Origin of the sequence: Streptomyces sp. NPDC088387, from assembly GCF_044753385.1 — a bacterium.
GTDB lineage: Bacteria > Actinomycetota > Actinomycetes > Streptomycetales > Streptomycetaceae > Streptomyces.
The window spans coordinates 423,112-440,566 of sequence record NZ_JBIVNC010000007.1; the positions used below are offsets into that span (position 1 = coordinate 423,112).

The window sequence follows — 17,455 nt, forward strand, 5'->3', positions numbered from 1 at the left end:
CAACGGCGCCGCACCCGAACACCTACCTCACCGCCCCGCAGGATCAAACGCATCCAGCACCCGCTCAAGCGCCCGCTGAAACACCCCCTCCAGATCAATCGGCCCGCTGGCCTCCATAAACGCCGCCGCCAACCGCGGATACGCCCCCGTGGCCACCTGACTCCCGAGATACGCGATCCGCACCGCGTTCTCCTCGTCCTCCGACCACGGCATCGCCCGCACCCGCTCCACCGTCGCGATCTCGTTCGCCGAGTACGTCGTCACCACCCCGTTGAGCAGCGCGACCAGCTCCATCTTGACGCCGTACGGGGAATCCAGCGGGGCGAGGCAGTCGAGGCAGTGCTCCAGATACCGCAGGCTGTTGGGGCTGAAGCCGTAGACACCCGACATCAGCCGGGGTGACCACGTGTGCCGGCGCATGATCGCGCGGGTCTCGTGCGCGTTGCGGAGCATGTCGGCGCGCCAGTCGCCGGACGGTTCCCGGATCTCGTGCTCGGCGCCGATCGCGTCGATCATCAGCTCGTACAGATCCTCCTTTCGGGGGATGTAGTTGTACAGCGACATCGTGCCGCAGCCCAGTTCGGCCGCGACGTGCCGCATGGAGACCGCGTCGAGCCCGCCCGCGTCGGCGAGCCGCACCGCGGCGGCCGCGATGTCCGCGCGGGTGAACGCGGGCCTGGGGCCACGCCCCGTCCGCTCCGGACGAGCCCAGATCACTTCGGGTACCGCCGCTCGGCCCGCCATCGATCATCACCTCGGCCACCATCCTAGTTACGTACAGCGTACGTAGTGCGCTATGGTCGACCCATGACTACTACGTACGCTGTACTTAGTGAAGGTCTGGAGAAGCGCTTCGGCGAGGTGCGTGCGCTGCGCGGGCTGGATCTCGCGGTGGCGGCCGGCTCGGTGTGCGGGCTCCTCGGTCCGAACGGGGCGGGCAAGACCACCGCGGTGCGCCTGCTCACCACCCTGCTGCGCCCCGACGCGGGCTCGGCCCGGATCGCCGGGCACGACCTGGTGCGCGACGCGGCGGCGGTCCGCGCGAGGATCGGCGTCACCGGGCAGTACGCGTCGGTCGACGGCGATCTGACCGGCCGGCAGAACCTGCGGCTGTTCGCACGGCTGCACCGGGTCCGGGACGCCGCCGCGCGCGCGGACGAGCTGCTGGAGCGGTTCGCGCTCACCGGCGCCGCCGACCGGGCCGCGTCCACCTACTCGGGTGGTATGCGCCGCCGTCTGGACCTCGCGGCGAGCCTGGTGCGCCGCCCCGACGTGCTGTTCCTCGACGAGCCGACGACCGGACTCGACCCGGCGGGCCGGAACGAGATCTGGGCCGCCGTCCGCGCGCTCAAGGCCGAGGGCACCACCGTCCTGCTCACCACCCAGTATCTGGAGGAGGCCGACCAACTCGCCGACGACATAGCCGTGATGGACCGCGGCCGGGTCGCGCACACCGGCTCACCCGCCCAACTCAAGTCGCTCATCGGCGCGTACGCGGAAGTGGTCGTCGCCGACCCGGGGACGCTGGAGCGCGCGGCCGGTGTGCTCGACCAACTCACGGGCGGCGTCCCGTCGTTCGACCGTGAGCGGCACGCGGTCGGCGCCGTCACCCGCGACAGCACGCTCACCCTCCCCCGCCTGGTCCGTGAACTCGACGCGGCGGCCGTGCCGTTGCTCGACGCGAGCCTGCGCCCGCCCACCCTCGACGAGGTCTTCCTGAGGCTGACCGACACCAAGGAGCCCGCGACATGAGCACGTTGACGTACGACGGCACCGCCCTGCTCGGCCGGCAGCTGCGCCGCACCCTCAACAGCCCCGGTCTGCTGATCCTCACCCAGACCATGCCGATCACCATGCTGCTGTTCTTCGGCTACGTCTTCGGCAGCGCGCTGGCCATGCCCGGCGCGGAGTACCGGTCGTTCCTGGTGCCCGGTCTGCTGGTCGCGACCGCCGCCAACGGCATCATGACGGGGATGTTCCAGGCGGCGCAGGACACCCACCGGGGGGTGACGGACCGGCTGCGCAGTCTGCCGATCAGCCGGGCCGCCGTACCGCTCGGGCAGGCGCTCGCCGATCTGGTGGTCACGGCCGCCGGGACCGTACCGCTGCTGCTCGTCGGGTTCGCGGTGGGGTGGCGGATCGAGGGCGGTGTGCTCCAAGCCGTGGGCGCGGTCGGTCTGTTGCTGCTGTTCCGGTTCGCCACGACCTGGGCCGGCATCCTGCTCGGGCTGCTCACCCGGGACGAGGAGGCCGCCGGTCAGCTGGGCAGCGCGACCTTCCTGCTGCCGCTGCTGTCCAACGCCTACATCCCCACCGACGGGATGTCCGGCTGGCTGCGGACCGTCGCCGAGTGGAACCCGATCAGCGCGGTGACGACGGCCCTGCGGGACCTGTTCGGCAACGCTCCGGTGCCGCAGGACGCCGCCTGGCCGGTCGCGCATCCGGTCGCCGGGACCCTCGTGTGGTGCGCGCTGGTACTCGCCGTGTGCGTACCGCTCGCCGTACGCAGGTACGGGCACGGCGCGCGGTGACACGGTCCGCCAACCTCAGGTCTGCGGGGATCAGGCCGCCCGGGGTCGGAGCGGCCAACCTCAGGTCTGCGGGGGCAGTTCCGGGCCCAGTGACGAGAACTTCTCCTGGGACACGATCCGCCGCGGCGGCCAGGTGATGTTCTCCGGCGGCCAGCTCTGGCCGGTCTCCTCCAGGAACCACGCGGGCGGCTCGTACATCGGCGGCTCGTAGCCCTCGGGCAGGGCGGTCCGCCACTCGACGTCCCTGGTCCGCTGCGCGAACTCGTCCTTGATCGCCTTCAGCCGCTCGGGCTGGGTGATCAGGTCGACGGCGGTGGCCGCGAGGTACTTGGCGGCGGTGAGCACGGCCGCCTGCCCGGGCGCGGCGGCGGCGCAGGACGCGGTGGACCAGGTGTGCATCTTGGTGCCGATCGGGGCGAGTGCGGCGGCGAGGGAGACCGTCGGCACGTTCCAGCTGACGTCGGCGACATCGGTGGAGTTGCCGCCCAGGAAGACCGGGTTGGGCGCGGCGAGCGGGGCGACGGCGGTGTGCATGCCCTGCTGGGGCAGTCCGAGCGACTCCTGGAGTTCCCTGGCGAGTTGCTGGGCCTCGGGAGTGAACGCGGGCGGGCCGATCTGCCGCATGTTGTCGTGGGCCAGCTCGGCGAACGCCTTCGACGGCAGCTGGTTCCAGCAGGCGGAGGTGACGCGGTGCCGGACCGCCGTCTGCGAGGCCTTGGCGGCGGCCTCGGAGACGGCGATCACCTTGTCCAGGAGCACCTGGACGCGGGCGGGGCTGCCCTCACGGACGTAGTAGCTGATCTCGGCGATCTCCGGGGTGACGTTGGGGATGTCGCCGCCCTTGTTGATCACCCAGTGCAGCCGGCCGGACGCGGCGAGGTTCTCCTCGCGGAGGAACTCCGACATGGTCGCCATCATCACGGCGGCATCGAGGGCGCTCTTGTTGCCGAGCGGGGTGCCGCCGTGGCCGGCCACACCGAGGAAGGTGAAGGTGACGGCGGTCATGGCGGAGGTGGTGCCCCAGCCGGTGGCGTTGGCGGTCGACGGGTGCCAGTCGAGGAACGCGTCGAGTCCGTCGTAGACGCCCCGGCTGACCGCGTACGTCTTGCCGATCAGGGTCTCCTCGGCCGTGGAGCCGAAGAACTTCACGGTGACCGGGAGTCCGTGCGTGGCCGCGGCGCGGGCGACGGCCGCCGCGGCTGCCGCGGACGCGGCGCCGAGCGCGCTGTGGCCGCAGCCGTGCCCGGGGCCGTAGCCGGGGGCGAAGGGGTCGTGCACGTATTCGAGGGGGTCGTGGTGGCCGACGCCGCGACGCTGGGAGAGGCCGGGCAGGGCGTCGTACTCGCCGCTGAACCCGAGGACCGGGCCGCCGCTGCCGTGCGAGTAGGTCGCGGTGAACGCGGTGGGGAAGCCCGCGGTGCCGAACTCGACGTGGAATCCCGCCCGCTCCAGGAACGCGGCCTCGGCGAGGGAGGACTTCCACTCGCGCAGGCTGAGCTCGGCGTTCTCCCAGATCTCGGCGTTGAGGCCGGTGATCCGGTCGGCCCGGTCGTCGATCCAGCGCAGGGCGGCGCTCTTGGCGGGGCTGTCCTGGGCGAGCCCGGTGGGGGCCCGGTAGGTGTCCGGGCTGTCGTCGGCGGAGGCGGCCAGCACCGGGTCGGCACCGGTGGCGAGGGCGGCGGTGGTGACTCCGGCCGCGCCCAGGAGCTGCATGATGCGGCGGCGGCTCAGCCCGGCGACCTCGGGGGCCTCGGGGGTCGCCGACGGGTGTTCGTGCTGATCGTGCAGGTCACACACGCGCGTCTCCGATGCCGATCGCCGGATGGATGATCAGCACTGTCGTCAGCGTGGGATGACGTCGTCAACGGCCTTGTGCGACAAGGGTGTTGACGGACCGAGGGTCTGCACGAACGGACATCGGCGGGTGGGTGGATGTCCGGAGCGGGGAGGGGTGGTTCGAGCGGCGGGTGGGGAGTGCCCGCGCTCGGGTGTGCCGGGCCGCCGCTCGCCGTGGGGATGGCGGACGGCGGCGCTGCGCCCGGGGTCGGCACGGCGGCCCGAGCGGGGGAACGCCGGGTGCGTCCCCGGGGGGACGCCGGTGGGTGCTCAGCGGCCGCCGAAGAGCGAACGGCGCAGCCTGCGCAGCGGCGCGAACAGCGAGACGCGGCGGACGCGGGCTCCCTGGTCGCTGCGGTCCTTCGTGGTGTCACGCGCGGTCAGCTCAAGCATCAGTGAGGTCGCCTCGGCCGTCTCCCGCTGCGGCACGGCGGGACCCGCCAGCACCGAGAGGTGGCGGTCGAGGCGCGAACTTGTCGCGCTGCTCCCGCAGGTGATCGCAGGGACCCTTGCCCTGCTGCGCACTGTTATCTGATCCATGTCACTCCCCACCCGTACGAGTCCACCCGACCCGGGCAGGCTAACCCTATCGCCCCCATGGGGCACGCGTGTATCGCGGTCACAGGATTCACCTTTCCCATAAGGGGGTTGACGCACACGGTTTGATTACTCTCCGAATCCAACCGATTTCAGGGCGAGTTGGACAATCGGCTGGGTGGTGGGCTGCGCGGAGCCGCCGTCCGGCTCGACGGTTACGGCGAGTGACGTCGCGGAGCTGTCGAGGTCGGACGCGACCAAGGGCGTGTCGGCGTCGAAGAGCCCGAGGGAGCGTGGTTGCACGTCGGGGCGCATGAGCCACAGTTGGTGCACGCTCCCCTGCGGGAGATCGTCGTAGCCGGTCAGGGTGACCACCGCGCGCGCCTCCGCGGCGGAGGCGACCACTCCGATCCCCCGGCCCCGCGCGTCCCGTCCGATGCTCGCCTTCGCGTCCGGAGCCGCGAGAACGTGGGCGATCTCACGGGCCTGGGCCTCCTGGGCCGCCAGTTCGTCCGCGGTGCGGTTCGCCTGGACCGCGAAGAGGGACGCGACGACGAGGGCCGCCGCGGCGGTCGCGGTGGCGAACGGCACGAACAGGGACCGCGACCTGGGCGCCCGGAGCCGGGCCGGCGGCGGCTGGGTCCCCCACACGTGGGCGGGCAGCGAGTGCCGGTGCGCCGGCGCGGGCTCCTGCGGTGTGGTGCGTACGGCGGCCAGGACCCGGCCGCGCATCGCCTCCGGGGCCGGCACGGACGTCGACCAGGCCAGCCGGACGGTGTCCTCGGACAGGGCGCGCACCTCGGCGGCGCAGCGTTCGCAGCCTCTGACGTGCTGTTCGAAGCGGTGCCGCTCGACGGGGTCGAGGGCGTCCAGGGCGTAGGGCGCGGCGAGCGAGTGCGGGTCCTCGCGGCGCAGCCGGCCGAGCGGGCTCATGCCGCACCTCCCAGGCACTGGCGCAGCCGGGTCAGTCCGTCGCGCATCCGGGTCTTCACGGTGCCGAGGGGCAGGGAGAGCCGCTCGGCCACCTCACGGTAGGTGTAGCCGTCGTAGTAGGCGAGGGTGACGGACTGGCGTTGCAGGGCGGTGAGGCGGTCCAGGCAGCGGCGCACGAGTTCGCGTTCCAGTCCGGCCTCCACCTCCTCGGCGACCTGGTCGAAGGCGGGCGTCCCGGCGCGCAGGGCCTCGCGCTGCTCGCGTTCGCCGGCCGCGCGGGCGCTGCGCACCCGGTCGACGGCCCGGCGGTGGGCGAGGGTGAGGATCCAGGACAGGGCGCTGCCCTTCCCGGGGTCGAAGCGGCCGGCCGACCGCCACATCTCCAGCAGCACCTCCTGGGCCACCTCCTCCGACTGCGCCGGATCCCGCACGACCCGTTTCACCAGACCGAACACCGGTCCGGACACGAGTCCGTACAGATCCTCGAAGGCGTTGTGGTCACCGCCGGCCACGCGCAGCAGAAGCTTCTCGGCCTCCACGCGGTCCCCCTCTCTTCGGCCGCACCCGGCCGACCGTCCCCGCACACCAGACATTCGCAACGCACGCACCTCCGGATGGGGTTACGGATCGGCGGCTCGAAAACGCGGGTTGAAAGAGCGCCGAATTCAATTGCCCGTCCGACCAATCCGGCCCGCCGCGGGCTTCGAATCCCGGGGCATCAGGCAAGTTGGCACGGAGGACGGACGGCATGACACCTATTTCGAGGAGAGGCGGGGGACGCGGCGGCGTCGCCACGCTCATATGTGGCGCGCTGGCCGCGGGGGGCCTCGTGGCCGCCGGCGTGACCGTGCTGGAGCCGGGGGCGGCCACCGCCTCCAGTCACCGGGAGGCCCCGCTGATCTCGGGGACACCGCAGTACGACAACACGGACGTGTACGCGTTCGTGAGCCCGGACAAGCCGGACACGACGACGGTCGTGGCGAACTGGATCCCGTTCGAGGAGCCGGCCGGCGGTCCCAACTTCTTCACGTTCGCCGAGGACGCGCAGTACGACATCCACGTCGACAACAACGGTGACGCGCAGGGCGAGCTGGTCTTCCGCTACACCTTCAAGACGCATGTGAAGAACGGCAAGTCGTTCCTGTACAACACCGGCCCGGTGGAGAGCCTCGACGATCCGGACCTGAACGTCACGCAGACGTACGACCTGGAGCTGCTGAAGCTGAAGGACCAGCACCTCCAGTCCCGGACGAAGATCGCCGACGATGTGCCGGTGGCGCCCTCCAACGTGGGCAAGGCGTCGATGCCGGACTACGCGGCGCTGCGCGACCAGGCGATCCATCCGCTGGCGGGCGGCGCGACCACCTTCGCGGGCCAGGCCGACGACCCGTTCTTCCTGGACCTGCGCGTCTTCGACCTGCTGTACGGCGGGAACCTCTCCGAGGTCGGCAACGACACGCTCAAGGGCTACAACGTCAACTCCGTCGCCCTCCAGCTGCCCAACCACATGATCCAGGAGTCGGCGGACCAGCCGATCGTCGGCATCTGGTCGACGACCCAGCGCAAGAACGCCCAGGGCCACTTCACCCAGGTCTCCCGGCTCGGGATGCCGCTGGTCAACGAGGTCGTCAACCCGATCGAGGACAAGGACCAATTCAACGCGGACGCGCCCTGGAACGACGCCCAGTTCCTGGAGAACGTCACCAACCCGGAGCTGCCCAAGCTGATCGAGGCGATCTACAAGATCAAGGCGCCGGCCGAGCCGCGCAATGATCTCGTCGACGTGTTCCTCAAGGGTGTCGAGGGCCTCAACCAGCCCCCGCACGTACGCCCTTCGGAGCAGCTGCGCCTCAACACCTCGATCAAGCCCACCGCGACCCCGAAGCGGCTCGGTGTGCTCGACGGCGACAACGCGGGCTTCCCGAACGGCCGCCGGCTCACCGACGACGTGATCGACGCCTCGCTCCAGGTCGTCGAGGGCGAACTGCTCGGCGAGAAGAACGACCTGGGTGACGCGGTCGACACGAACGACAAGGAGTTCGAGAAGGCGTTCCCGTACGTCGCCCTGCCGACGGAGGGTTCGCGCGGCCCGCTCGCCAAGGGCACGACCGGTGACGCGGACGTCCGCAACCAGATCGGTGACGCGCTCCAGCCCGCCGGGACGACGTCCGGCGACGACACCACGCTGATCGCCGCGTCCGCCGGGGCCGGTGCCGCCGGGATCCTGCTGATCGGCGGCGGTCTGATGTGGTGGCGCCGGATGCGGGGCCGGGCGTACTGACACCTCCGCCGGGCCACCGCGCCCGGCGGACACGGACTGGCGCGGCCCGTTCCCTCCCACCCCACGGCGACGGGCCGCGCCGCTCGACTCCCCCCGCACAGAGCCCCGTCGGGGCGCACAGCGACACACGCACGAGGCACCTGAGGAGAGGGCATGCCCGCGGGTACGAACGACAGCGAGCCGGAGCCGCGCCAGAGCGACGCCGAGGGTACGACGGTGAAGCGACGGCTCTCACTGGTGCGGGACGCGGCGCCGGACGCGGGCGCCGGGCCGGACGAGGCGCCGGAAGCGGACTCCGTGCCGATGGCGGGCTCCGTGCCGGGCGAGGCCGGAGAGGGAGCTCCGGTGGACGAGCGGGTCGCCGCCCTGCGCCGGGCCGCGGCCGCGGGGCGGCGCTGGCGGGCCGCCCGGCTCACCGGATGCACCGCACTGCTCGCGATCGCGCTGACGGCCGGGGCGATCGCCGTCGGCAACGTCCGTGACGACACCACCGCCGTCGCGGCGGCACCCGGCCCGGTCTCCCCCGCGGTACTCGCCGGCGCCGACCTCGGCGGCACCGTCAGCTCGCTCCAGGCCCATCTGCGCGCCCAGCCGAGGGACTTCACCGCGTGGGCGACGCTCGGTCTCGCGTACGTCGAGCAGGCCCGGGTCCAGGGCGACCCCTCGCGCTATCCACAGGCGGCCAAGGCGCTGGACCGCTCCCTCGAACTCCGCCGCAACAACGACCAGGCCCTGGCCGGCCGGGCCGCACTCGCCGCCGCCCGCCACGACTTCTCCGACGCCCTCACCTACGCGGACCGGGCGCTGAAGCAGAACCCGTACAGCGAACGGGCGTTGGCCACCCGCGTCGACGCCCTGGTCGAACTGGGCCGCTACGCCGACGCCGAGAAGGCCGCCGACACCGCCGACACCCGGCGCCCCGGCATCCCGGTCTTCACGCGGTACGCGTACGTCCACGAGCTGCGCGGCGACGTACGCACCGCCCGCGAGGTACTGGAGCGGGCCCTGGAAGCGGCCTCGGCACCGGGCGATGTGGCGTACGTGGCAACGGAGTTGGGCCGACTCGCCTGGAACCAGGGCGACCACAAGGGCGCCCTCACGCACTACGCCCGCGCCCTCGGCGCGGACGAGGACTACCTTCCGGCGCTGGAGGGCCGCGCCCGGGCCCAGGCCGCGAGCGGAGACACCGGGGCGGCGATCCGCGGACTCGAGGACGTCGTCGCGCGCGCCCCGCTGCCGGGCCCACTGGTCGCGCTCGGCGAGCTGTACGAGGCGCGGGGCGACGACGGGGACCGGGCCCGGGCGGCCGACCAGTACGCCCTGGTCGACGCGTGGACGGCGCTCGCCCGCGCGGGCGGGATGAACGCCGACCTCGACACCGCGCTCGCCGCCGCCGACCACGGCGACGCCGGCTCCGCGCTGCGTGCCGCCCGCGCCGAGTACGCCCGCCGCCACACCGTGCACACGGCGGACGCCCTCGCCTGGGCCCTGCACGTCAACGGCCGGGACGGGGAAGCCCTGCGGTACGCCCGGGAGGCCACCGCGACGGGTTATCACAACGCCGCCTTCCTCTACCACCGCGGTGTGATCGAGCAGGCGGCCGGCCGCACCGGGGACGCGCGTACCTCCCTGACGGCGGCCCTGGAGCTGAACCCCGGCTTCTCGCCGCTGGGCGCGCGGGCGGCCCGCAAGGCGCTGGAGGCCACCAAGTGAGGTCCCGCAGGCGGCTGTTCGCCTCCCTGACGGCCGCCCTGACCGCGGCCTGCGCGCTCGCCGTGCTTCCTTCCGGCACGGCGAGCGCGCACCCTCTCGGCAACTTCACCGTCAACCGCTACGACGGTCTCGTCACCGCGCCCGGCGAACTGCGGGTGCGGCACGTCGAGGACCTCGCCGAGATCCCGGCGACCCAGGCCAAGCCCGAGGTGGAGCGGCGGGGGCTGACGGACTGGGCCGCGCGGCGGTGCGCCACGGCCGCGCGGGACAGCCGGGTCACCGTCGACGGGCGCCCGGTCGCGCTGCGCTCCGGCGCCGCCACCGCGCGGGTGCGCCCGGGGCAGGCCGGGCTGGACACCCTGCGTGTGGAGTGCCGGCTGACAGCCCCACTCCCCGAGGACCGGCCGGCGACCGTCGGCTTCCGCGGCGCGGGCACCTCGTCCGGCCCCGGCTGGCGGGAGATCACCGCGCGGGGCGACCGTACGACCCTCACGGAGTCGGACGTGCCCACGGAGTCGCTCTCCGGTGAACTCACCCGCTATCCGGAGGAGTTGCTGTCCTCCCCGGCCGACACCAGGTCCGCGTCCCTGCGGGTGCGGCCCGGCGGACCGGCCCTCGCCGACGAGGAGAGCGACGCCCCGGCGACCTCCGTGCTGCCGCGCGGCGCCGACCGCTGGACCCGGGCCCTGGACTCGCTCGTCGCCCGTCACGACCTCACCGTCGGCTTCGCCGCCCTGGCGCTGCTGATCGCCGTGGGGCTCGGCGCGCTGCACGCGCTGGCGCCGGGCCACGGCAAGACCCTGATGGCCGCGACCGCCGCGGCCCACGGCGGCCGGGCCCGGCTGCGGGACGTACTGCCGCTGGCGGCCTCGGTCACCGTCACCCACACCCTCGGCGTGGTCGCCCTCGGCCTGCTCGTCACCGCTGGTTCGGCGGCGGCGCCCTCGGTGATCGCCTGGCTGGGCATCGCGAGCGGCGCCCTGGTGACCTGGGCGGGCCTGACCCTCGTACGGAGGGCCTGGCGGGCCCGGCAGCAGCCGCGGTCGCCCGTGTCCGCACCGGCCCCGAAGAGGGAGTTGGCGCTGGTGGGGGCGGCGGCCACGGGGGCGGAGGTCGCGGGGGCGGAAGTCGCGGGGGCGCCGAGGACGGGGCATCACGGACACACCGACGACCGGCACAGGCACGGGCACGACCACGACCACGACCACGGGCACGGGCACGGGCACGGGCACGGGCACTCGCACGGAAGCGGCCACGACCCCCACGATCACGGGCATGCCCGGCAGCACGACCACAACCGCGACCCGCACCACGGGCACCACCACGACCATCCGCACCATCACGACCACCACTCGCACGACCACGCCCCCTCCCACACCCCCTCCCCCGGGCACGTCCACACCCACGGTGGGGTCACCCACTCGCACCCCGTGGCGCCCACCGTCCGCGGCACGATCCTGCTCGGGTTCGCGGGCGGGCTGGTGCCCAGTCCGTCCGCTGTCGTGGTGCTGGTGGGCGCGGCGGCGCTGGGGAAGGCCTGGTTCGGGCTGCTGCTCGTGGTGGCGTACGGGGCCGGGCTCGCGCTCACCCTGACCGCGGCCGGCTTCGCCGTCGTACGGCTGGGTGCCGGTGCGGCACGGGTGCTGGAGCGGCGGCCGGGCTGGACGGCGCACCCGGCGACCGCGCTGGTCCGCCGTACCGTTCCGCTGCTGTCCGCCGCCGTGGTGGTCGTCCTGGGATTCGGATTGGTGTTCAAGGGGGCGGCATCCGCGCTGGGCTGAGCTACTTTTGGGGAGAAATCAGGCGTGGCATCACTGGCGGGGGCGAATGGGGGTACGCCGGTGTCCGAGGAGCCGGGCAACGAGCGGGTGATCGCGGGCCGGTACCGGTTGCTCTCCCCGTTGGGCGAGGGCGGCATGGGAACGGTGTGGCGGGCCCGCGACGAGGTGCTGCACCGCGAGGTGGCCGTCAAGGAGGTACGCGCTCCGGCCGGACTGGCGACGTCCGAGGTGGAGCGGATGTACGCCCGCCTGGAGCGCGAGGCGTGGGCGGCCGCGCGGGTCGCGAACCGGAACGTGGTGACGGTGTACGACGTGGCCACCGAGGACGGCCGGCCGTGGATCGTGATGGAGCTGGTCCGGGGTGTCTCGCTGGCCGAACTCCTGGAGGCGGAGGGCCCGATGGCGCCGCCGCAGGCCGCGCAGATCGGTGCCGAGGTGCTGTCCGCGCTGCGGGCCGCGCACGAGGTCGGGGTGTTGCACCGCGATGTGAAGCCGGCCAACGTACTGCTGTCGAACGACGGCCGGGTGGTGCTCACCGACTTCGGGATCGCGATGGTCGAGGGCAGTTCGGCGCTCACCATGACCGGCGAGGTGGTGGGTTCGCCGGAGTTCCTGGCGCCCGAGCGGGCGCTGGGCCGGACGCCGGGGCCCGAGTCGGACCTGTGGTCGCTCGGTGTGCTGCTGTACGCGGCGGTCGAGGGAGTGTCGCCGTTCCGTATGGCGACGCCGCTCAACACACTGCGGGCGATCGTCGACGAGGAGCTGCCGGAGCCGCGCAACGCGGGGCCGCTGGCGCCGGTGATCGAGGGCCTGCTGCGCAAGGACCCGGCCGAGCGGCTCTCCGCCGACCGGGCGGAACGGGATCTGCGGCTGGTCGGTGCGGGCGGCACCCCCAGGGCGGATCCGGTGCGGTCGGGGCCGACCGCGCCCACGATGGCCGCCCCGCTGCCGGTCACCGCGCGGCAGCCGGTGACCTCCTCGTCTCCCCCGCCCAACCCCTCGCCTCCCCCGCCGACCGGTCCCACGGTCACCACGGCCGCGACGAATCCGCCGCCCGACCGCAACCGCCGGGCCGCCGTGGTGCTGATCGCGGGCGTGGCCGCCCTGGCGCTGGCCGTGGCGGGACTGACGTACGCGCTGCTGAACGGGGACGACGGCGGTGGGGACGCGGGGAACGGCAACACCAGTTCCTCGCAGGGGGTCTCGACCGGGCCGACCGACGAGGAGGAGCAGTCCCCGGGCGGTGGCGGGGGCGAGGAGCCGACGCCGGAGGAGTCGCGGAGCGAGTCCGCTCCACCGCCGGCGCAGACGGTGACCGTCGACCTGGCCGGGGCGCACACCGACTACTCCGGGAGCTGCCCGCCCGCGGAGGCGGATGCTCCGACGTTCACGGCGACGTTCACCGTGGGCCGGCTGCCGGCCGAGGTGGACTACCGGTGGGTGGCGCGCGACGGCGAGGTCACCGACCAGGGCTGGCAGACGTTGTCGTTCCCGGAGGGCGGCGCGAAGACCCAGCAGAAGCAGGTCGTGGTGACGACGTACGACGAGAGCGGGACGTACGAGAACGAGCTCAGCGTCGAGGTCCGTGATCCGGTGCGGACGACGTCCGACCCGGTGGCGTTCTCGGTGACCTGTGTGACGGAGACCCCGACCGGCGGGGCCTCCCCCTCACTTACACCGAGCTACTAGAACCAGTGGAGCCGCTGAACTGCTCGGTGTTGCTCAGGCCGCGCTGTTGAGCACCGGCAGATAGCCGCCGGACTGGCCGTTCGCGGTCGGGTGGTACGACTCGCCGATGTTCAGCCAGTTGACGCTGTGCAGCCAGGAGCTGCCCGAGCAGATCTCGTGGCCGGTGAAGGTGGTGCGGACGTCGCCGAAGGTGAAGCCGTGGTTGGCGGCTCGTTTGGCGATGGCGCTGTTCAGCAGGTCGCTGGCGTCGTTGACGGCCTTGCGCTTGGTCTCGGAGAGGCCGAGGCAGGACTGGCCGAGCTGGTAGAAGCGCGGGTAGCCGAGGACGACGACGTGGGCGGACGGGGCCCGGTTGCGGATGGCCGTGTACACGGTGTCGAGCTTGCCGGGGAGCGTGGAGTTGACGTACGCCCGTGCGGTGTTGATGCGCGAGACGCAGGAGCTGTCCGATTCGAGCACGCACGTCGTCATGACGTCCGCGAAGCCGGCGTCGTTGCCGCCGATGCTGATGGAGACGAGGCCGGTGCTCGCGCCGAGCGGCCCCATCTGACTCGCCAGAACTTCATCCGTTCGGGCGCCCGAGCAGGCCGTGAAGTTGAACGACGAGGGTGAGTTGGCGGCGGCCCAGAGGTAGGGGTGGGCCTTGGTGCTGCGCTTGCAGTCGCCGCTTGAGCTGATGTAGCTGCCTGCGCCGACACCGGAGGAGTAGGAGTCGCCGAGGGCCACGTAGCCGGTCGCGGCGGCGGTCTCGGCGCCCTGCGCGACGGTGGCCCCGGTGAGGGCGGAACCGACGGCGAGGACGATCGAGCTCAGGATCACGACAAGTCGGGAACGTCTCATGGAACCTCCCTTTAGCAGGATCTCTGCCACAACTGTGGTAGCAACTACGCGTGTTGAATGGAAGTGTCCATGCCAAAACTTTCGGGTGATTTCCACAAGTTCGCGGGAGTGTTCATCGCATGATTGATTGCGTGCCCATGTCATTTCTGTTGACAGGTCCTCAACACCCTTGTCGAACACGGGTAGATCGCCGAGTCTGGACCGCAGGCCCGGAGCGGAACGCGACGTTCCAGGCTTGTGTGTGCGAATACGCGCGCACCCCCCACAGACGCGCCGCCCCACCCGGGCGCGCGCCGCCAACAGGAGGACTCCCTCGTAATGGCACAACTGCGTAGCAACAAGGTGCGGCTCGCCGCGATAACCAGCCTGGCGACCGCCGCCCTCGTCGGCGGGCTGACCACCCTCCCCGCCCAGGCCGCTCCGGCCGAGGGCAGGGTCCTGGCGGCCGGCTCCCCCACCGCCGTCAAGGACAGCTACATCGTCACACTCAAGAAGGACGCGGGCTTCAAGGCCTCGTCGAGCAAGGGCAGGGCCCTGATCGACGGGTACGGCGGCTCCGTGAAGAAGACGTTCGCCAAGGCGCTCAACGGCTACACCGCCACCCTCTCCGCCACCGAGGCGAAGAGACTCGCGGCCGACCCGTCGGTGGCCTCGGTCGAGCAGAACCAGCGCGTGCAGGTCAACGACGTCACGCAGTCCAACGCCCCCTGGGGCCTGGACCGCGTCGACCAGACCTCGCTTCCGCTCTCCACCACGTACACCTACCCGGACAGCGCGGGCAGCGGCGTGACCGCGTACGTCATCGACACCGGTGTGCGGATCACCCACCAGGACATCAACGGCCGGGCCAGCTACGGCTACGACGCGGTCGACGGCGACACCAACGCCGCCGACGGCAACGGTCACGGCACCCACGTGGCCACCACGATCGCGGGCACCACCTACGGCGTCGCCAAGAAGGCGAGGATCGTGGCCGTGCGCGTGCTCGACAACAACGGCTCCGGCACCACCGCCGGTGTCATCGCGGGCGTCGACTGGGTGACCCAGAACCACTCGGGCCCCTCGGTCGCCAACCTCTCCCTCGGCGGCGGCGCCTCCACCACCCTGGACACCGCGGTCCGCAACTCCATCGCGTCCGGCGTGACCTACGCGATCGCGGCGGGCAACTCCAACGCCAACGCCTCCTCGTACTCCCCCGCCCGGGTCACCGAGGCCATCACGGTCGGCGCCACCACCAACACCGACGCGCGCGCCAGCTACTCGAACTACGGCACGGTGCTCGACATCTTCGCCCCCGGCTCCAGCATCACGGCCGGCTGGTACACCAGCGACACCGCCACCAGCACCATCTCCGGTACGTCGATGGCGACCCCGCACGTCGCGGGCGCCGCGGCGATCTACCTCGCCGGCCACACCTCGGCGACACCGGCCCAGGTGGCCACGGCACTGACCGGCGGCTCGACCCCCAACAAGGTCACCAGCCCCGGCACCGGCTCCCCGAACCGGCTGCTGAAGATCGTCCCGTGACACCCGCACCACCCGTGACACCCGCAACTCCCGTGAGTCCCGTGTGACCCGGCGGTTCCCCGGAGCGCTTCGTTCGCTCCGGGGAACCGCTTCGCCTTGTGGTGACCGGCTTCCGCATCTTGACGGCCGGCTGAGTGCTGCGCGACATTGAAGCCCGGCATCCGGCGCTTCGGGGGGCAAAGTCGCCAATGCAGACCTTAGGCACCAAGAACACCGCAACAGACGCACCAGAGGGCGCCGAACGGACCCGGTCGGGACCGGGGAGGGACCTGACCGCGCTGCTCGCGGGCGCCGCCACGGCGGTCGGGGCGACCGGCGCGGTGCTCGCGCTGCTCGGCTCGGACTCACCGCTGCGCGGCCCGTTCACCCTGTTCTTCCTGCTCGTCGCGCCCGCCGGTGCCTTCGCCGCCGCGCTGCGGGGGCTCGACCCGTTCGGTCGGCTGCTCGCCTCGGCCGCGGGTTCCGTCGTGGTCAACATGCTGGTGGCGCAGGGCATGCTGGCCACCCACCACTGGTCGGCGTCCGGCGGGATCGTGGCCGTGGCCGCGATCAGCTCCCTGACCTTCCTGCTGGTGCCGGCCGGCCGCCGGCGCGGCCGTAGGGCGAGCAGACGGGACGCGTGACGTGGACATCAGCGTGTACCGGCCGGGCGAGTTCAGCGCCGCCGACCGGGCGGCCTGGACGGCGTTGCAGGCCAAGGCCCCTCAGCACGGCTCGCCGGAACTGGCGAATCCGTTCCTGTCCCCGGAGTTCGCGCTCGCGATCGGACGGTGCCGGCGGGGGGTGCGGATCGCGGCGGTCCGCGAGGGCGGCGAACCCGTCGCGTACTTCCCGTTCCAGAGATCGGCGGCGGGCGTCGGCCGGGCCGTCGGGCTCGGCGTCTCGGACGCACAGGGTGTGGTGCACGGGCCCGGGTTCACCTGGGACGCCCAGGAACTGCTGCGGGCCTGCGGGCTCTCCGTCTGGGAGTTCGACCATCTGGTGGCGGGCCAGCGGCCGTTCGAGGCGGCGGCCTCCGGCACCTTCCCGTCCCCGGTCATGGACGTCGACCAGGGCTACGACGCCTATCTGGCCCGGCTGCGGGCGCAGGCACCGAAGTTCACGAGGACCACCCTCGCCAAGGAGCGCAAGCTCGGCCGGGACGCGGGCGAGGTGACCTACGTCCACGACGAGCGCGACCCCGCCGCGCTGCACACGCTGATGGGCTGGAAGTCCGCGCAGTACCGCAGGACCGGCCGCAGCGACCGGTTCGCGCACGAGTGGATCACACGGCTGGTGCAGCAGCTGTTCCACACCCGCTCCGAGCAGTTCGCCGGGATCCTGTCGGTGCTGTACGCGGGCGGCAGGCCCGTCGCGGCCCACTTCGGGCTGCGCACCGAGCGGGTGCTCGCCTGCTGGTTCCCCGCCTACGACCCGGCGTACTCCAAGTACTCGCCGGGCCTGGTGCTGCATCTGCGGATGGCCGAGGCGGCCGCCGCCGAGGGCATCGCGTACCTCGATCTCGGGCGGGGCCAGAAGGAGTACAAGGACTCCCTGAAGACACGCGAACTCCACGTGTCCGAAGGGTGGGTGACACGCCGTCACCCGGTCGCGCTGGGACACCGGGCACGCCGTGCCCCGGTGCGGGCGCTGCGCAATGCCGTGGTGTCCCGGCCGGAGCTGTTCGAACCCGCCGACCGACTGCTCAAACAGATGGGAAAGATCCGGTCAAAATAACAAAAATGGTGGACTTCGTTCCAGGTCTTCCATAAAGACTCAACCGCAAATACCGTCGTACATCTCACCCG

The 17,455-nt window shown here is 72.3% G+C and carries 15 protein-coding genes; 9 read left to right on the plus strand and 6 right to left on the minus strand.

Going from position 1 to position 17,455, the window contains the following annotated elements; translation table 11 throughout:
• Positions 1-27: 27 nt before the first annotated feature.
• The gene (locus ACIQAC_RS21345; RefSeq protein WP_402193268.1) at positions 28-744 is read right to left on the minus strand and encodes a TetR/AcrR family transcriptional regulator; all 717 of its coding nucleotides are present in this window, start codon (positions 742-744) and stop codon (positions 28-30) included.
• 63 nt (positions 745-807) lie between these two features.
• On the opposite strand from ACIQAC_RS21345, the gene ACIQAC_RS21350 reads away from it, so the two are divergent.
• Positions 808-1,752, plus strand: coding sequence for an ATP-binding cassette domain-containing protein (locus tag ACIQAC_RS21350; RefSeq protein WP_402193270.1), 945 nt, complete (start codon positions 808-810; stop codon positions 1,750-1,752).
• A complete protein-coding gene (locus tag ACIQAC_RS21355) occupies positions 1,749-2,531 on the plus strand; it encodes an ABC transporter permease (protein ID WP_402193271.1) in 783 nt (260 codons plus the stop codon). The genes ACIQAC_RS21350 and ACIQAC_RS21355 overlap by 4 nt, the downstream gene beginning before the upstream one ends.
• Positions 2,532-2,591: 60 nt before the next feature.
• Here the strand turns inward: ACIQAC_RS21355 and ACIQAC_RS21360 are convergent, their stop codons facing one another.
• The 4 genes from ACIQAC_RS21360 to ACIQAC_RS21375 all read right to left on the minus strand — a co-directional run bounded on the left by ACIQAC_RS21360 (position 2,592) and on the right by ACIQAC_RS21375 (position 6,376).
• Entirely contained in the window at positions 2,592-4,328 is a 1,737-nt protein-coding gene (locus tag ACIQAC_RS21360; RefSeq protein WP_402193273.1) for an amidohydrolase, read from the minus strand.
• 309 nt (positions 4,329-4,637) lie between these two features.
• Complete coding sequence (locus ACIQAC_RS21365; RefSeq protein WP_402193275.1) at positions 4,638-4,907, minus strand: hypothetical protein; 270 nt, start codon at positions 4,905-4,907, stop codon at positions 4,638-4,640.
• Between the two features lie 126 nt (positions 4,908-5,033).
• Positions 5,034-5,837 (minus strand): anti-sigma factor domain-containing protein, encoded by an 804-nt coding sequence (locus ACIQAC_RS21370; protein ID WP_402193276.1) that lies wholly within the window; start codon positions 5,835-5,837, stop codon positions 5,034-5,036.
• Positions 5,834-6,376, minus strand: coding sequence for a sigma-70 family RNA polymerase sigma factor (locus ACIQAC_RS21375; RefSeq protein ID WP_402193278.1), 543 nt, complete (start codon positions 6,374-6,376; stop codon positions 5,834-5,836). Before ACIQAC_RS21375 ends, ACIQAC_RS21370 begins: the two co-directional genes overlap by 4 nt.
• 209 nt (positions 6,377-6,585) lie before the next feature.
• Between ACIQAC_RS21375 and ACIQAC_RS21380 the strand changes: the two genes are divergently transcribed.
• The 4 genes from ACIQAC_RS21380 to ACIQAC_RS21395 all read left to right on the plus strand — a co-directional run bounded on the left by ACIQAC_RS21380 (position 6,586) and on the right by ACIQAC_RS21395 (position 13,301).
• On the plus strand, positions 6,586-8,118 hold the full coding sequence (locus tag ACIQAC_RS21380; RefSeq protein WP_402193280.1) for a DUF4331 domain-containing protein: 1,533 nt from the start codon (positions 6,586-6,588) through the stop codon (positions 8,116-8,118).
• A gap of 153 nt (positions 8,119-8,271) precedes the next feature.
• Positions 8,272-9,831: a tetratricopeptide repeat protein gene (locus ACIQAC_RS21385; protein ID WP_402193282.1), complete on the plus strand. Its 1,560-nt coding sequence runs from the start codon at positions 8,272-8,274 to the stop codon at positions 9,829-9,831.
• On the plus strand, positions 9,828-11,612 hold the full coding sequence (locus tag ACIQAC_RS21390; RefSeq protein ID WP_402193284.1) for a nickel transporter: 1,785 nt from the start codon (positions 9,828-9,830) through the stop codon (positions 11,610-11,612). The genes ACIQAC_RS21385 and ACIQAC_RS21390 overlap by 4 nt, the downstream gene beginning before the upstream one ends.
• Before the next feature lie 60 nt (positions 11,613-11,672).
• The gene (locus ACIQAC_RS21395; RefSeq protein WP_402193285.1) at positions 11,673-13,301 is read left to right on the plus strand and encodes a serine/threonine-protein kinase; all 1,629 of its coding nucleotides are present in this window, start codon (positions 11,673-11,675) and stop codon (positions 13,299-13,301) included.
• 33 nt (positions 13,302-13,334) lie between these two features.
• Here ACIQAC_RS21395 and ACIQAC_RS21400 read toward each other — a convergent pair whose 3' ends face one another.
• Positions 13,335-14,141 carry an SGNH/GDSL hydrolase family protein gene (locus ACIQAC_RS21400; protein ID WP_402193286.1) on the minus strand — a complete coding sequence of 269 codons (807 nt, stop codon included), beginning with the start codon at positions 14,139-14,141 and terminating at the stop codon, positions 13,335-13,337.
• Positions 14,142-14,459: 318 nt separating this feature from the next.
• On the opposite strand from ACIQAC_RS21400, the gene ACIQAC_RS21405 reads away from it, so the two are divergent.
• The 3 genes from ACIQAC_RS21405 to ACIQAC_RS21415 all read left to right on the plus strand — a co-directional run bounded on the left by ACIQAC_RS21405 (position 14,460) and on the right by ACIQAC_RS21415 (position 17,384).
• Positions 14,460-15,668 (plus strand): S8 family peptidase, encoded by a 1,209-nt coding sequence (locus ACIQAC_RS21405; RefSeq protein WP_402193287.1) that lies wholly within the window; start codon positions 14,460-14,462, stop codon positions 15,666-15,668.
• Between the two features lie 188 nt (positions 15,669-15,856).
• Positions 15,857-16,291 (plus strand): hypothetical protein, encoded by a 435-nt coding sequence (locus ACIQAC_RS21410; RefSeq protein WP_402193289.1) that lies wholly within the window; start codon positions 15,857-15,859, stop codon positions 16,289-16,291.
• Between the two features lies 1 nt (position 16,292).
• Complete coding sequence (locus tag ACIQAC_RS21415; RefSeq protein ID WP_402193291.1) at positions 16,293-17,384, plus strand: GNAT family N-acetyltransferase; 1,092 nt, start codon at positions 16,293-16,295, stop codon at positions 17,382-17,384.
• Positions 17,385-17,455: the final 71 nt, after the last annotated feature.